Raw genomic sequence first — 15769 nt, forward strand, 5'->3', positions numbered from 1 at the left:
TTTTGCGCTCAGGCGGCGCCGAAAAGCGCCTCCATCGGTTGCCAGCCCTGTGCGGGCGGGCCCATCTGCGGATCGAAGGTTATGACATTGCCGCCACCACCGGGCCCCTGGTCATGCGCGCGGCTGATCGCGACGCCGGCCAGGTGGCAATAAAGCAGTGTCCCCACCCCACCATGGCCCACAAACAGCACGTCGCCGCTTGGAATTTCCGACAGGGCGGCGCGGGTCTCGGAAACGATGCGCGATTGCGCATGGCGGGCGGTCTCCCACCCCCGGATCGAGGTATCGGGTTCGGCGAAAAATGCATCGGCAACCAATTCGAATTCCGGCCCTGGAAGGAACCCGGTGGCCGAGCGGTCATTCTCGTGCATGTCCGGACGGATCAGGTGTATGGCGTTCAGGCTCTGGGCAAGGATCGCGGCCGTTTCGACGGCCTTCACCTCGGCGCTGCTGATGATCGTCTGTGTACCTGACAAAACGCCCGACTGTGCCAGGGCATCGGTCCGGGACCGCCCCAGATCGGACAGCCCCCATTCAGGCACCGGCACATTGCGGTCGATCTGCACTTGCGGGTGGGTCAGATAGCGAACGGTTCGTGTCATCAGATCAAAAGCCCTGCTGCGCCTTCGTGACGCAAAAGCGCCACCTTGGTTTCGACCCCGCCAGCGCCAGAAAAACCGGTCAGTTTACCGCCGGCCCCCAAGACACGATGGCAGGGAATGATAATTGGGATCGGATTGCCGCCACAAGCACTGCCCACGGCCTGCGCCGGTTTGCCGAGAGCCTTGGCAATGTCGCCATAGGTGACGGTCTCGCCAAATGGGATCGCCGCCATTACGGCGCAAACGGCCTGCTGAAAGGCGTTTGCCGCAACCCGCGTCGGCAGGTCGAAATTGGTGAGTTCCTTGGCATCATAGGCGGCCAGCTGCGCGCAGGCCGCTTGCGTCAGGGCCGAGGGGGCGGGATCCACCGAGCCCCAGGTCAGACGGGTGATTGCCCCGTCATCCTCGACCACCGACAAGGTGCCAAACTGCGTATGAACCGATTGCTGCGCCATGGGCAGATGCTGCGCGCAGGGCGGCTGATTCTCAACCCGAAACCTGTTAAAAGGTGCGCCTTTCGGCGCAAGAGATATCTCGGGCCCGGGCCGGTTGGCCCGAACCCTCGGGTGGGTGCGCAGCCGCACCGTTGGGGGTGTTTCTCAGCCCAGTGCGGTGTTGCAGCGGCCGCAGACGCCGGGATGGGCGAACAGCCCCACATCGGGCAGGATTTTCCAGCAGCGCAGGCACTTTTCGCCATCGGCCTTTTCGAACACCACGCCGACGCCTTCAACCTCGGGCAGGCGGAAGGCTTCGGCCGGGCTGGGATCGCCGGTGACCGAGATGGCCGAGGTGATGCAGATATCGGCGAAATCGACGGTTTTCAGCGCCGCGACCACATCCGCGTCGCGCACATGCACCACGGGGGCCGCTTCCAGCGAGGCGCCAATCACCTTGTCGCGGCGCTGCACCTCCAGCGCGGCGGTCACCACGCGGCGTACCTGCCGGATACCCGCCCATTTGGCGGCCAGCGGTTCGTTCAGCCAGTCGCCGGGGGTTTCGGGCATATCCTGCAGGTGGATCGAGCTGTCATCGCCGGGGAACCGTTCCAGCCAGACCTCTTCCATGGTGAAGACCAGGATCGGTGCCAGCCAGGTGGTCAGGCGGTGGAACAGGATGTCCAGCACCGTGCGCGCCGCGCGGGCGTTCAGGCTGTCGGCCGCGTCGCAATAGAGCGCGTCCTTGCGGATGTCGAAGTAAAATGCCGAAAGCTCCAGCGTGGCGAAATTGAAGACCGACTGGAACACGCCCTGGAAATCAAACTCGGCATAGCCTTTACGCACCTGGTGATCCAGCTCGGCCAGCCGGTGCAGCACCCAGCGTTCCAGCTCGGGCATATCCTGGGCCGCCACCGCGTCGGCGGGGTTAAACCCGTGCAGGCTGCCCAGCATGAAGCGCATGGTGTTGCGCAGGCGGCGATAGCTGTCGGCCACGCCTTTCAGGATCTCCGGACCGATCCGTTGGTCCACCGAATAGTCGGTCTGTGCCACCCACAGACGCAGGATATCGGCGCCGTATTGCTTGACCACCTCGTCCGGTACAATCGTGTTGCCAAGAGATTTGGACATCTTGTTGCCCTTCTCGTCCAGCGTGAACCCATGGGTCACCACGTTGCGATAAGGCGCACGGCCCAGCGTGCCGCAGGCTTGCAGCAGCGACGAGTGGAACCAGCCGCGATGCTGGTCGGTGCCTTCCATGTACACATCGGCGATGCCGTCTTCGGTGCCGTCCTCGCGGTCACGCAGCACAAAGGCGTGGGTCGAGCCGCTGTCGAACCACACATCCAGAATGTCGAACACCTGATCCCAGTCCTCGGGGTCGTAATCCGCGGCCAGGAACCGCTCTTTGGCCCCTTCGGCATACCAGCAATCGGCACCCTCGTCCTCGAACGCTTCGGCGATGCGGGCATTCACTGCGGGGTCGCGCAGCAGGTAGGTGTCATCGGTCGGCAGCACCCCTTTGCGGGTGAACACCGTTAGCGGCACCCCCCAGGCGCGTTGGCGCGACAGAACCCAGTCGGGGCGCGCTTCGATCATGGAATACAGACGGTTGCGGCCCGATTGCGGGTACCATTTCACCAGCTTGTCGATGCTGGTCAGCGCCCGGTCGCGGATCGTTGTGCCATGCATGTCCTGACCATCGCCCACCGTCTTGTCCACGGCGGCAAACCATTGCGGCGTGTTGCGATAGATCACCGGCGCCTTTGAGCGCCACGAATGCGGGTACGAGTGTTTGATGACGCCGCGCGCCAGCAGACCCCCAACCTCGGCCAGTTTGGCCATAACTGCGGTGTTTGCGTCGCCTTCCCACGGGTTCTTTTTGTTTTTCTTGTTAAGCTTTTCGCGGATGATCTTTTTGCCACCAAAAAACGGCAGGTCGTCGCGGAATGCGCCGTCGTCCATCACGTTGTAGGTGATCACCTGTTCCAGCATGCCAAGGTCGCGGTAAAGCTCGTATTCCTCCATCCCGTGGCTGGGGGCGCAGTGCACAAAGCCCGTGCCCTCGGTATCTGTCACAAAGTCAGCGGCACGGAAATCGCGGATATCATCCCACTCACCGTTCGCGCCTTCGGCGCCCGCAAGCGGGTGTTTCAGCGTGATCTTGGCCAAATCCTGATGGGACACATCGCCCACACGGCGATACATGGTGTCGTCCAAACGGGCCCGGCTGAACACATCGGCGGCAAGGTTATCGGCAAGGATGTAATGGTCACCAACTTCGGCCCAGCATTCCTCTGGTCGCCCTGTAACCTCATACAAACCATACGAAATCTGCTCGCCATACACCACCGCCTTGTTCGACGGAATGGTCCAGGGCGTGGTGGTCCAGATCACGACCTTGGCGCTGTCCAGACGTTCGTCACCCGTGCCAACAACCTGGAATTTCACCCAGATCGTGAAGCTTTCCTTGTCGTGATACTCCACCTCGGCCTCGGCCAGTGCGGTTTGTTCAACAGGCGACCACATGACGGGCTTGGAGCCTTGATAAAGGGTGCCGTTCATCAGGAACTTCATCAGTTCCTCGGCAATCACGCGTTCGGCGTGAAAGTTCATGGTCAGGTACGGGTCTTCCCAGTTACCAGTGATGCCGAGGCGTTTGAACTCCTCGCGCTGAACGTCAACCCAACCTTCGGCGAACTTCCGGCATTCCTGGCGAAAGTCGACGATCTCAACCTCGTCCTTGTTTTGACCCTTTTGACGATATTGCTCTTCGATCTTCCATTCGATCGGCAAACCGTGGCAGTCCCAACCTGGGACATAGCGGCTGTCGTAGCCCATCATCTGATGCGACCGAACGATCATGTCCTTGATGGTTTTGTTCAGCGCGTGACCGATGTGCAGATGGCCGTTCGCATAAGGCGGGCCATCGTGCAAGGTGAAAGGCTGGCGGCCTTCTTTTTCGCGCAACTTATTGTAAACGCCAATCTTTTCCCAACGCGCCAGCCATTCAGGCTCGCGTTTTGGAAGGCCCGCGCGCATCGGAAACTCGGTTTGCGGCAGGTTCAGGGTGTCTTTGTATTCAGGCGTGTCGGCACACATGATTTGTGGTCCTTGGCAGGGAATTTAGGTCTGTGCGAAGGGCGGCGCGAGGGCTCAAACGCCTTGTCCCGGCGGCTCGTTGGTGATCAGAGCGCCGGGCTGATAATTCGAATAATGATGGCCACGATGTACATCCTAAAGCGCCTTATAAGTCGCCCCGGCGCGCGCGTCCAGAGGGCACGGCGCGGCGATTTGGCCCTTGTATGATTGATCAAAAACCCGATGTTGGGGGCATGTCAGCTTTGCCGCCGAAATTCCAGATCAGCCGTGACGAGATCGCGGGCGTGGTCGCCACGTTCTATGAACGGATCCGACAGCATCCGGGGCTGGGCCCTGTTTTTGCGGTGCATGTGGATGATTGGCCCGCGCATGAGGCCAAAGTGACCGATTTCTGGGCCAACGCGATCCTCAATGAACGCGTCTATGACGGCAGCCCCATGGCCGCACACGTGCAGGCGGGCAACGTACGACCGGGGATGTTCGAGACCTGGTTATCCTTGTTTGACAAGGTGTTAGCCGAAAATCTGACCATTGATCAGGCAGCCGCGTGGTCGGCGCTGGCGCATCGGATCGGGCGCAGCCTGAGGGCCGGGGTGGTCGAACGCGCGACCCTGCCCGGCGGCATCCCCAAGCTGCGCTGAGGCCGTCAGGCGGCCGATTTTGCGGGCAGTTTTACGGTCAGAAAACTGTCCTGATCGCGCAGCAGGAACAGCGCGACCGAGGCGCTAAGTACCGGAATTGATGCAGCAAAAAGCAAGTTGCCACCCTCGGTGAAGGCAAAGATGATGGGCTTGGCCGCGACCAGCAGGGTCAGCAGGTTCATCAGCGCCACAAGGCCATAGGTAACCGTGCGAAACAGGCCCAGAACGAAGGCCACAAGGATGACAATCTGTACGATCCCAACAAAGATGATGGGCGACAGGCCCAGGCTAAGCCCATAGAAACCTTGGAAAATTCCCTGAGCACCCGCAGGCGCAAGCAATTTACTGATGGCCCAGAACATCATGAAGACGAACAGGCCGATCCGCAGCACGGGAAGGGCGATAGAGATGGGTGCGGTCATGGTGGAGCTCCTGAATATGGTGTGACGCAACCCCGATCACATAATATTATACACAAGTGGCTAAAACACCTTACCCGGCCACCTCACAGCAGTGTGAAAGGCCAAAAGTTTCACGGGGCTTTTAAACTTTCCGCACCCCGGACGGAGCGAAGTTTAAACTTCTGCCCCCCTCAGATGCCCAGGGCTGGGCGGGCAAGCATCAGCCAGACGATGACCAGAACCGCACCAAATGCAGGAATGCCACAGGCGAACCAGATGCGAAAAAGCTGGTGGTAAAGATCGGGCAAAGGCTGCGCCCGCGCGGCGGCTGCGCGCGCGAGGTTGCGCAGGCGGATCTGGATCCAGACCACCGGCAACCAGAACAGCCCGACAACGCCGTAAAGGATCAGGGCCAGCAACACCCACCCCTCGGTCAGGGGCCAGCCCACCGCGCGGGCCAGCAACAGCCCGGTCAGCGGCTGGGCGATGGCGGCGGTTGCGGTAAAGATCGTGTCGGCGATCACCACCACACCCGCCGTATGGGCGATGGCTGCCACGTCGCCGCTGCGATGCGCCATCAGCATGAAAAACGCGATGCCCGCACCGGTGCCCAGCAGCACGCAAGCGCCAATGACATGCAGAAACCGCAGAACCAGTTCCGGGTCCATCACCGCGCCTCGATCATGGGCAGCGCCACCAACGCCAAAACCGCCGCCGGGATGGCCTTGACCAACGGGCCCAGCGGGTCTGCCCACAGCCACGGTGTAACAACCGTCGCGGCGCCGACATAGATTGCCGGCACCACCACCATCCCCCACAACGCCACCCGCGCCGATCGCCGCCACGCCAACCCCGACGCCAACGTGACATCAACAAGCGACCAGAACACCACCGCCGCCCCCGCCGCCGCATCGGACCACCCGGCGCTGGTCAGATGCCCGGCTGCGTCCTGGAGCGAGAAGAGGCCTGCAAGGCCCGACAAGCTCCAGAACCCGATCAGAACCGCCACCACCACCGGCATCAACAGCGCCATGCGGGCGTGCAACCGCGCCTCGACCCCGGCGGGTGGCATGCGGCGCAGGGTTGTTGCGTGATCCACCGGGCGCAGCCCAGCCGCCGCGGCCGGCGCCGGGTCGCCCAATACCCCCTCGGTCAGCACCTGCATCGCGGTGGACCGCAACGGCGACCGCCACCCCAGATGGCCCAGCGCATCGGCGATCCGGCCCACCGCGCTGGTGGCCATACGCGGCAAGGCAATCACCCGGCGCGCAGGCGCAAAGCCCAGCCATTGGCGCAGATCGGCCACCAGCTGATGTAACGCCACCGGCGTCTCGGCGACCAGGTCCAGCGAGGCGCCATCAGACAGGTCGCCCGCGATGGCGGCATTGACGGCCCGGGTCAGGTCGTCCATGTCAATGGTCTGAATCTGCGCCTCTGGCAGGGCCAGCGGCTGCACCACCGGCACCGCCGCCAGCATGCGCAACAACGCGGTGCCGCCATAGGCGGTCTGCGACAGAACCAGCCCTGGCCGCAGGATCACATGCGGCGCGCCCGAGGCCACAAGCGCGGCATCGCCCATCGCCTTGGTGCGCAAAAACGCGGTGTCCGCCCCCGGCGCAACCCCCACGGCCGAGATTTGCACAACGCGGACGTCTTGCGCCGCGCAAGCGGCAAATAGGGCGGCCGGGGCCGTGTGGTGAACAACGTCCAAATGATCGGCAGGACCGTCCTGCAACGCGCCTGCGGCGTTCACCACCACATCAACCCCGCCCAGGATCGGGGCCCAATCGGCGGGGTCGGTCAGGTCGCGCAGATCGGCGATATGCCATGTGACATCCGGCAACACCCGCCGCGCGGTGGTCTTGCTGCGGCCCAGCGCGGTCACGGCGTGGCCTTGCGCCCGGGCCGCGTGCACAATCGCCGCGCCGATCAGGCCATAACCGCCGATGACCATCACCTTAGCCATCGGATTTGCCGAACAGCCCGGTCAGCGCCCGCTTGACGATCTGACGCACCAGCGGACGCTTGGCGCGCGAAAAGGGCAGCGGGCGGCAGACCTCCAGCGCGGCAGCCCCCACCCGCGCGGTCAGGGCGCCGTTAACCAGCCCCTCGCCAAAGCGCCGCGACAGTTTCGACAGGACACCGCCGCCCAGGATCGGCTCTAACATGTCATCGCCCACCGCGACGGCCCCGGTGGCGGCCAGATGGGCGGTGACGTTGCGCACCAGCCGCATATTGCCCCAGAACCCGCTGCGCCCGCCGTATATGGCGGCGATCTGCCGGATCATGCGCAGGTTGACCACCAGCGCGGCCACAACATCGGCCAGCGCAAGCGGCACCAGCGCGGTGACGGTGGCGACCTGGCGCGCGGCGGCCTCGACCTCGCGCGTGGCGGCGGCGTCCAGCGGCGCCATCAGCGTGTCTTCGGCCAGATGCAGCAGGGCGTCGGCGTCCAGCATGTCGTCCTGACGATCCGCCATGCGCCCCGTCGACCAGCGCATATCGGCGCGCCCCTCGTACAGGCGCAGCAGCCGGGTGATGACGTCGCGCGCGGCGGGCAGATCATTGCCCGACAAGGCCGATTGCGCCGATTTGCGCAGCCCGTCGATACGACGCATGCGCGACAATGTCGCCATCTCGCGCAGGATCAGCAGCACCGCCGCGATCCCCATCACCGCCACCAAAGCCCCCGCCACGCCGCCCAGCACCGGGTTGGCGGCCAACAGCCCCGTGACCAGCGACCACAGCCATTGCCCGATTGCAAACACGATCAGCCCGCCCGCCGGGATCAGCACCCAGCGCATCAGGCGCGACCCACCCGGCGGTGCAGCCGTCGCAATGTCGGCGGGCAGCGGCGGCGTGTCATCGGGTTCGGGCACCGGCGGGGCCAGTTCGGGGCCGGGCACCGCGTCGTCATCGCCCAGCGGGATCGTGACGGGGCCTTTGGGGGCGGTCATCGGTGTCTCCATCTGTCTGCAGCCATCAGATCCGCCCTCCCAAAAGAAATCCCGCGGCCTTGTCCAGCCGGATATGCGGCGGGCCGTCGCCGGGGGCCAGCGTCAGGCGCGGCGGGTGGAACCGCATGCGGCCATAATCGCCATCCAGCCACGCCCCCTGCCCGGCCCGCGCCGGCGCCAGAACATGGGCCGGATCTTCGGGCAGAAGGCCGGGGAACCAAGCGGCCTCGCCCTCGTCCCCGCGCCCGCGCACGCAGTTGAGCGGCGCGCCGTTATGGCTGTGCGTCTCTTCGACCGTGGCGCGCAGCGCGGCGATGGACATCGCCCGCGTTTCGGCCCCGGCAAAGGCGGCGCGGTCGCGCGCCTCGGCCAACAGCGCATCGGCCAGCGCGGTCAGGCGGCCATGCTGCGTGTGATGCAGATGGTCGGCCTTGGTGGCGGCAAACAGCAACCGCTCCACCCGCTGGCCGCGCAGAAGGCGGGCCAGAAACGGGTTGGTGCCGGGTTTGAACACGCTCAGCAGATCGGCCATGGCCTGGCGCAAATCCTCCAGCGCGGGCGGGCCGGCATGCAGCGCACCCAGCAGGTCGAGCAACACAACCTGTCGGTCGATCCGGGCGAAATGGTTGCGGAAAAACGGGCGGATGACGGCGCGCTTATAGGCCTCGAACCGGCGGGCCATCTCGGCCCCCAACGAGCCGCGCGGCATGCGGGTATCGGCGCCGGGCAGCGGCACAAAGGTTAAAACGGGCGAGCCCAGCAACTCACCCGGCAGCAGGAACCGCCCCGGCGTGCAATCGGAAAACCCCGCCGCGCGCGCTGTGTTCAGATAATCGGCAAACTGCCGCGACAGGGTGACGGCAACGCTTTCCTCCAGCGGGGCGGTGGGATCCATGCCCTCCAAGGCCGCCACAAAACCCGCCCCCTGCGGGCGCGCGCGGGCCTTGGCCAAAGCCTCCACCGACCATTCCGCATAAGATTTCTGCAGTAAAAGCAGGTCCAACAGCCATTCGCCCGGGTAATCGACAATATCCAGATGCACCGTGCGCGGCCCGGTCAACGCCCCCAGCATCGACCGCGGGCGCAGCCGGATCGACAGGCGCAATTGCGAGATATGGCGGGTCGAGTTCGGCCAGCTGGGCGCAGGGCCCGACAGGGCGGCCATGTGATCCTCGAAGGCAAAACGCGGCACGGTGTCGTCGGGCTGGGGCTGAAGGTACACGGCTTCGATCTCGTGGGTGGCCGCGTCGGTCATCCCCGGCATCCTGCCCCGGTTCATCAAGTTCGCGACCAACGATGTGATAAAGACCGTCTTTCCCGATCGCGAGAGGCCGGTGACGCCAAGGCGGATCACCGGCTCGAACAGCGTCTCGGAAACGGTTGAACCGACGCCCTCAACCCCGCGCACCAGATCATCCGCGATATCGCCTATGCCTGCCAAACTTGCCTCGCCTCCGATGCCATGCACCCGCAAGATAGGCGCGATAGGGCACCGTTGCCAGCGCCTTGGCGGATTGTCTTTCGGGCAGGATCGCGCTAGGGCCAGATCATGCCCAGATACGCGTTAAAAATCGAATATGACGGGGCGGCATTCGCCGGCTGGCAGCGTCAGGCCGATCAGCCCTCGGTGCAGGGCGCGGTTGAGGCGGCGCTGGCGCGGCTGGAACCCGATGTACCATCCATTGCCGCAGCCGGACGCACCGATGCCGGCGTGCACGCGCTGGGCCAGGTGGCCCATTGCGACATGGCGCGCGACTGGGACCCGTTCCGCCTGTCCGAGGCGTTGAACCACCACCTGAAACCCGCGGCCGTGGCCATCGTGGCCGCCACCGAGGTGACCGAAGATTTCCACGCCCGGTTCTCGGCGACAGAGCGGCAATACCTCTTCCGCCTGCTCGCCCGCCGCGCCCCGGCGGTGCATGAACGCGGCAAGGTCTGGCAGGTGCGCCACGCGCTGCAGCTGGAACCGATGCAGGCGGCCGCAGCCCACCTTTTGGGCCGACACGATTTCACCACCTTCCGCGCGGCGATCTGCCAGGCCGCCTCGCCGGTCAAAACGCTGGACGAATTGCGGATCGAAAAGGTCGAAACCCCATCGGGCACCGAGTTCCGTTTTCACGTCCGCGCCCGCAGCTTCCTGCACAACCAGGTCCGCAGTTTCGTCGGCACGCTGGAACGCGTCGGCGCGGGGGCCTGGGCGCCGGACGACGTGAAAACCGCGCTGCAGGCCCGCGACCGCGCCGCCTGCGGGCCGGTCTGCCCTCCCCAGGGCCTGTATTTGGCTCACGTCACCTATCCTGACGACCCATTCAGGTAAATTGAGCGCCTGACGGCGCATTTCTTTTATCTCGCCTGTCGCCTTCGGCTTTCGGCTCGGGCGGGGGCGTGCTGCACCGTCTGCGCCCCGCGTCACCCCGAGGGACCGGCCGCAAGGCCGGGCGCGAGATATCACCTGCGCCGCAAGGCGCGCCTTTTGGAAACGGGCCCGTTCAAATTCGGAAACAATCCCCCGTTTTCGCCATTATTTTGTCCAAAACCCCAGCTATTGACCAAATCAAGCAGAGAAAAACCAGAGCAGTGGGCCGGGATTGTGAGCAAAGTGGATACCGCGATTTTGCGTAGTGCGCATATGTTGGTGGTGGATTTGGACGGCAGTCTGATCCGCTCGGATATGCTGTTCGAAAGCTTTTGGTCGGCTTTTTCAGCCCGCTGGACCGCGCCGTTGCAGGTGATCGGCGCGCTAGCCCGCGGACGGGCCGCGCTGAAGGCGCGATTGGCCGAGTTGGCCAGCGTTGATGCGGCCACCCTGCCTTATAACGAAGGGGTGGTGGACTATATCCGCAATTGGCGCGAGGGCGGCGGGCAAGTGGCTTTGGTCACGGCCAGCAATGTCACCTATGCCAAGGATATCGCGGCGCATCTGGGGCTGTTTGACGAGGTGCATGGCTCGGACGCGGTGCACAACCTCAAGGGCGCCAACAAGGCCAAATTCCTGGAAAAGCGGTTTGGCGTCGGAAACTACGACTATATCGGCGATGCCGAGGCGGACCTGCCCGTTTGGGCCAATGCGCGCAAGGCCATCGTGGTGGACGGGCCGCGCGCGCTTGTGCGCCAGATCACCACGCAGGGTGGCGAAGTGGCCGAGATTACCGACCCCACCCCGGCCCTGCGCCCCGCCATCAAGGCGATGCGGCCGCATCAGTGGCTGAAAAACCTGCTGGTATTCCTGCCCTTGCTGATGGCGCATGAGTTTACCTCGGTCAACGTGATCCGCTCGGTCATGGCGTTTATCGCGTTCAGCCTTGTGGCCTCGTCGGTTTACGTACTGAACGACCTTCTGGACCTGGCATCCGATCGCGCGCATCCGCGCAAGCGCAACCGGCCTTTTGCCTCGGGCGCGTTGCCCTTGTCGGCGGGCACGTGGATGGTGCCCGCGCTTCTTTTCATGGGGGCAATGTTCGCCGTGCCTTTGGGGGCTGACTTCCTGTTCGTTATGGCCGGTTATTACGTGGTGACCACGGCCTATTCGCTGTACCTGAAGCGCCAGCTGATCATCGATGTCTGCACCCTGGCGGTGCTTTATGCCATCCGCATCATTGCGGGCGGGGCGGCGACGGGTATTCCGCTTTCGGTCTGGCTGTTGGCGTTTTCGGTCTTTTTCTTCTTCTCGCTGGCTGCCGTCAAACGGCAGGCCGAGCTGGTGGATGGCGCGGCGTCGGGCAAGACCAAGGCGCATGGGCGCGGCTATCACGTGGATGACACGCCGCTGGTCGCGGCCATGGCGGCGGCGTCGGGCTATGTCTCGGTCATGGTTCTGGCGCTTTACGTCAACTCGGAAACGGTGCGCGAGCTTTACGCCGCCCCGACCCTGCTGTGGGGGGTGTGCCTGGTGCTGCTTTATTGGGTCAGCCGCACGGTGATGCTGGCCCATCGCGGGCAGATGCATGACGATCCGGTGGTGTACGCGGTCAAGGACCGGGTCAGCCAGATCTGCGCGCTGATCATTCTGGGCATCGCAGCGGCGGCGACGATGCTATGAGCCCGGCCGCGCTGATCCTGCGATACGGCGCCTTTGCGGTGCTGGCGACGGTGGCCAATCTGGGCGCGCAGCGCGCGGTTCTGGCCATATCCGACGGCACGCTGGGCTTTGCCATCGCGGTGTTTACCGGCACGGCGGTGGGTCTGGTGCTGAAATACGTTCTGGACAAACGCTGGATCTTTGACGACCGGTCCACCGGCATGGCCGCGCATGGGCGCAAGTTTGGCCTTTATACCGCGATGGGGCTGATCACCACGGCGATCTTCTGGGGCACCGAAACGGCGTTCTGGCTGATCTGGGACAGCCACGCGATGCGCGAGCTGGGCGCGGTTCTGGGCCTGGCCGTGGGTTACGTCACGAAATACTTCCTGGACCGCCGGTTTGTCTTTGCCGCGCCCGCGCAGGTGGCGCCATGAAACTGGGCGGGTGGGGCCGGTTTGGGGCCGAAGACACGGCGTTGACCGCACCGCGCGACGGGTCCGAGGCGGCCGAGGCGCTGACCCGCGGCCCGGTGATCGCGCGCGGCAATGGCCGGGCCTATGGCCAAAGCGCGGTGGGCAAAACCACCACGATCAGCACTCGCAACCTGAACAAGATGGTCAGCTTTGACGCCAAGAAGGGCGAGCTGGTGGCCGAGGCCGGTGTGCTGATCGGCGATATCATCGACGCGTTCCTGCCGCGCGGCTGGTTTCCCTATGTCACGCCGGGCACCAAGTTCGTGACGCTGGGCGGCGCGATTGCGGCGGATGTGCACGGCAAGAACCACCATATCGAGGGCAGCTTTGGCCAATACGTGACATGGATCGAGGTGATGGAGGCCGACGGCACCGTCACCCGCTGCGCCCGCAACAAGAACCGCAAGCTGTTTGAGTGGACGATCGGCGGCATGGGGCTGACCGGGGTGATCCTGCGCGCGGCGATCCGGCTGCGCCCGGTTGAAAGCGCGTGGATCCGTCAGACCATGGTGCCCGCGGCCAATCTGCGCGACGCGATGCGGGTGTTCGAGGCCAATCACGACGCCACCTATTCGGTCGCGTGGATCGACTGCCTTGCCACCGGCGACGCGCTGGGCCGGTCTTTGGTGATGCTGGGCGAGCATGCGACGGCCGGTGATCTGGACGTGACCCGCGCCCGCCGCCCGCTGGCCATCCCACCCAAACGCAAGCTGTCGGTGCCCTTTGACATGCCGGGTTTCATGCTGAACGGGCATACCGTGCGGGCCTTCAACAAGCTTTACTATTGGAAAGGCTGCCGCGCCGAGGGCGAGAGCCTGGTGGATTGGGACAGCTATTTCTATCCGCTGGACAGCATCCTGGGCTGGAACCGCATCTATGGCCGCAAAGGGTTTTTGCAGTTCCAATGCGCCCTGCCCCTGTCCACCGCACGCGATGGTCTGACGGCGCTGCTGAGCGCGATATCCGAGGCCGGTCAGGGCAGCTTTCTTGCCGTGCTGAAACGGCTGGGCGCGCAGGACAGCCGGTTTTCCTTCCCGATGGAGGGCTACACGCTGGCGCTGGACTTTCCCGCCACAACGTCGGCGCTGGCGCTGATGGACTGGCTGGATGGCATAACGCTGGACCATGGCGGGCGGTTTTACCTTGCCAAAGACGCGCGCATGGGCGCCGACACGCTGCGCCGGGCTGATCCGCGCGTGGGCGAATTTGCCGAGATGCGGGGCCAGAAAGGCCGCGCGGAGACGTTCCAATCCGTTCAATCCGAAAGGTTGAAAATATGAATATCCCGGGCCCCGTTCTGATCCTTGGGGGCAAGTCCGATATCGGGCTGGCCTGCGCGCATGCCTTTGCCGCCGAGGGCCACCCGGTGTGGCTGGCCGCGCGCGATGCCGGGCAGCTGGAGGCCGCCAAGACCGACATGGCCCTGCGCCACGGGGTCGAGGTGGAGACCTTTGCCTTCGACGCCACCGACATTGCCGCGCATGAGGGGTTTGTCGACGGGCTGCCCGCCCTGCCCTCGGTGGTGATCTGCGCGGTGGGCGCGATGGGCGAGCAGTTGGACAATGAACGCGACGTGGCCAAGGCCGCGCAGGTGATGCGTGCCAATTTCGAAGGGCCCGCGACGTTGCTGGGTGTGTTCGCCAACCGGATGGAGGCGCGCGGATCGGGCGCGATTGTCGGCATCAGCTCGGTCGCCGGTGACCGGGGCCGCGCCACGAATTACATCTATGGCAGCGCCAAGGCGGGCTTTACCGCCTTTCTGTCGGGGCTGCGCAACCGGCTGGCCGGCGCAGGCGTGCATGTTGTCACCGTGCGCCCGGGCTTTGTGAACACCGCGATGACCGCCGGGATGGACCTGCCCGCCAAGCTGACCGCCGAGCCGGACGAGCTGGGAACCGCGGTGCTGAACGCGGTGCGCAAGGGCCGCAATGACATCTATGTGCGGCGGATCTGGTGGCTGGTGATGCTGATCATCCGCAACATCCCCGAAATGGTGTTCAAGAAACTGTCGCTGTAACCGCCACCCCTGCGGCAATCCGCGCAGGCGCGCGCGGGTTGCAAATGGGCGCCCCTATTATTATTCATCTCATATGAATGTTTAAGGAGGCCCCCGATGCCCACCCTCGTTTTTGTTGCCGAAGCCGCCACGCTGGGCTTTTTCGCCCTGTTCTGTGCCGCCCTGTGGGGCGCGCAGTCCAAGGGCCACGTGTTCGAAACCCCGGCCGACCCGGTGGGGCGCGTCCTGATCCGCGCGGTTCAGGTGGCGTTCGTGCTGGGCTATGGCGGGTTCTTCGCCTTTTCCATCGCCACGATTGTGGCCGCCTGACCGATCGGAGGATGAGATGACAAATACCGGATATAAATGGCTGGCCACCGCGCTGGTCTGGATTGCCGCCCCGGCGCCCCTGTGGATCCTGTTCGGCTTTCTGCTGGCCGGGTTCTGATGCGGCTGACCACCCATTCCGACTATGCGTTGCGCGTGCTGATCTATCTGGCGCTGCGTCCCGAAACGCGCGTCAGCGTGGCCGAGATCGCCACCGCCTATGACATCTCGCGCAGCCACCTGACCAAGGTGGTGTGGGACCTGTCGCAAGGCGGGTTCATCACCACCACGCGCGGCAAGGCGGGCGGCATGCAGCTGGCCCGCCCGGCCGACAGAATCAACCTGGGTGCGGTGCTGCGCCGGACCGAGCCGGGCGACACTCTGGTGGAGTGTTTTGGCCGTTCGAACCTGTGCAAAATCACCCCGCAATGCCGCGCCCGCGCCATTTTCCGCGAGGCTTATGCGGCCTTTCTGGCGGTGTTTGACCGCTATACCCTGGCCGAACTGGCCGTTCGGCGCGGTGGATTGGCCGAAATCCTGCAATTGGACGTTCAATAAATTGCGCCCGGAACTTTTTTGACCAAGCGGGCTGTTTTCCGCCCCCGGAATGCCTACACTATTAGCGCTAACGGAATGCGGGGAGAGCGGGATGAGCGGTTCACAAATAGGTCTGATTGGATTGGGGACGATGGGGGCGATGTTGTCTTTGAACATTGCCGAGAAGGGGTTTTCGATTTCGGTTTTTAACCGGACGGTCTCGAAGGTGGATGACTTCATGGCCGAGGCGGGCGATCTGGCCGCGCGGATCACGCCGG

Annotated in this window: 17 protein-coding genes; 9 read left to right on the forward strand and 8 right to left on the reverse strand. The window is 64.4% G+C overall.

Features of this window, described 5'->3' with window-relative positions:
• Positions 1-8 precede the first annotated feature (8 nt).
• From ACMU_RS17925 to ileS, 3 genes are all read right to left on the reverse strand, one after another.
• The gene (locus ACMU_RS17925) at positions 9-602 is read right to left on the reverse strand and encodes a histidine phosphatase family protein (RefSeq protein ID WP_035262622.1); all 594 of its coding nucleotides are present in this window, start codon (positions 600-602) and stop codon (positions 9-11) included.
• Positions 602-1057: a methylated-DNA--[protein]-cysteine S-methyltransferase gene (locus tag ACMU_RS17930; protein WP_035262626.1), complete on the reverse strand. Its 456-nt coding sequence runs from the start codon at positions 1055-1057 to the stop codon at positions 602-604. Before ACMU_RS17930 ends, ACMU_RS17925 begins: the two co-directional genes overlap by 1 nt.
• 144 nt (positions 1058-1201) lie before the next feature.
• Entirely contained in the window at positions 1202-4138 is a 2937-nt protein-coding gene (ileS, locus tag ACMU_RS17935; protein WP_035262630.1) for an isoleucine--tRNA ligase, read from the reverse strand.
• A 203-nt stretch (positions 4139-4341) separates the two neighbouring features.
• Here ileS and ACMU_RS17940 point away from each other — a divergent pair, with 203 nt between their 5' ends.
• Complete coding sequence (locus ACMU_RS17940; protein ID WP_236626297.1) at positions 4342-4779, forward strand: group III truncated hemoglobin; 438 nt, start codon at positions 4342-4344, stop codon at positions 4777-4779.
• Positions 4780-4784: 5 nt separating this feature from the next.
• Here ACMU_RS17940 and ACMU_RS17945 read toward each other — a convergent pair whose 3' ends face one another.
• The 5 genes from ACMU_RS17945 to ACMU_RS17965 form a co-directional block, all read right to left on the reverse strand.
• Positions 4785-5201 (reverse strand): hypothetical protein, encoded by a 417-nt coding sequence (locus ACMU_RS17945; RefSeq protein ID WP_035262635.1) that lies wholly within the window; start codon positions 5199-5201, stop codon positions 4785-4787.
• A gap of 170 nt (positions 5202-5371) precedes the next feature.
• Positions 5372-5848: a DUF2269 family protein gene (locus ACMU_RS17950; protein ID WP_035262638.1), complete on the reverse strand. Its 477-nt coding sequence runs from the start codon at positions 5846-5848 to the stop codon at positions 5372-5374.
• Positions 5848-7146 carry an SDR family oxidoreductase gene (locus ACMU_RS17955; protein ID WP_035262649.1) on the reverse strand — a complete coding sequence of 433 codons (1299 nt, stop codon included), beginning with the start codon at positions 7144-7146 and terminating at the stop codon, positions 5848-5850. The genes ACMU_RS17950 and ACMU_RS17955 overlap by 1 nt, the downstream gene beginning before the upstream one ends.
• On the reverse strand, positions 7139-8137 hold the full coding sequence (locus ACMU_RS17960; protein ID WP_035262716.1) for a YcjF family protein: 999 nt from the start codon (positions 8135-8137) through the stop codon (positions 7139-7141). The genes ACMU_RS17955 and ACMU_RS17960 overlap by 8 nt, the downstream gene beginning before the upstream one ends.
• A 25-nt stretch (positions 8138-8162) precedes the next feature.
• A complete protein-coding gene (locus ACMU_RS17965; protein WP_051588442.1) occupies positions 8163-9578 on the reverse strand; it encodes a YcjX family GTP-binding protein in 1416 nt (471 codons plus the stop codon).
• A 108-nt stretch (positions 9579-9686) separates the two neighbouring features.
• Here ACMU_RS17965 and truA point away from each other — a divergent pair, with 108 nt between their 5' ends.
• The 8 genes from truA to ACMU_RS19140 form a co-directional block, all read left to right on the forward strand.
• Positions 9687-10454: a tRNA pseudouridine(38-40) synthase TruA gene (gene truA, locus ACMU_RS17970; RefSeq protein WP_035262652.1), complete on the forward strand. Its 768-nt coding sequence runs from the start codon at positions 9687-9689 to the stop codon at positions 10452-10454.
• 282 nt (positions 10455-10736) lie between these two features.
• A complete protein-coding gene (locus ACMU_RS17975) occupies positions 10737-12176 on the forward strand; it encodes a UbiA family prenyltransferase (protein WP_236626298.1) in 1440 nt (479 codons plus the stop codon).
• Positions 12173-12592: a GtrA family protein gene (locus tag ACMU_RS17980; RefSeq protein ID WP_035262657.1), complete on the forward strand. Its 420-nt coding sequence runs from the start codon at positions 12173-12175 to the stop codon at positions 12590-12592. Before ACMU_RS17975 ends, ACMU_RS17980 begins: the two co-directional genes overlap by 4 nt.
• Positions 12589-13911 carry an FAD-binding oxidoreductase gene (locus tag ACMU_RS17985; RefSeq protein WP_035262659.1) on the forward strand — a complete coding sequence of 441 codons (1323 nt, stop codon included), beginning with the start codon at positions 12589-12591 and terminating at the stop codon, positions 13909-13911. Before ACMU_RS17980 ends, ACMU_RS17985 begins: the two co-directional genes overlap by 4 nt.
• Positions 13908-14648, forward strand: a complete 741-nt coding sequence (locus ACMU_RS17990; RefSeq protein ID WP_035262661.1) for an SDR family oxidoreductase — start codon at positions 13908-13910, stop codon at positions 14646-14648. The genes ACMU_RS17985 and ACMU_RS17990 overlap by 4 nt, the downstream gene beginning before the upstream one ends.
• Before the next feature lie 96 nt (positions 14649-14744).
• Entirely contained in the window at positions 14745-14957 is a 213-nt protein-coding gene (locus ACMU_RS17995) for a hypothetical protein (protein ID WP_035262664.1), read from the forward strand.
• A gap of 117 nt (positions 14958-15074) precedes the next feature.
• Entirely contained in the window at positions 15075-15512 is a 438-nt protein-coding gene (locus tag ACMU_RS18000) for an RrF2 family transcriptional regulator (RefSeq protein WP_035262667.1), read from the forward strand.
• Between the two features lie 91 nt (positions 15513-15603).
• Positions 15604-15769 (forward strand): NAD(P)-binding domain-containing protein (locus tag ACMU_RS19140; protein ID WP_161635707.1); only part of this gene is annotated, 166 nt, incomplete at its 3' end.

The organism is Actibacterium mucosum KCTC 23349 (assembly GCF_000647975.1).
Taxonomy (GTDB): domain Bacteria; phylum Pseudomonadota; class Alphaproteobacteria; order Rhodobacterales; family Rhodobacteraceae; genus Actibacterium; species Actibacterium mucosum.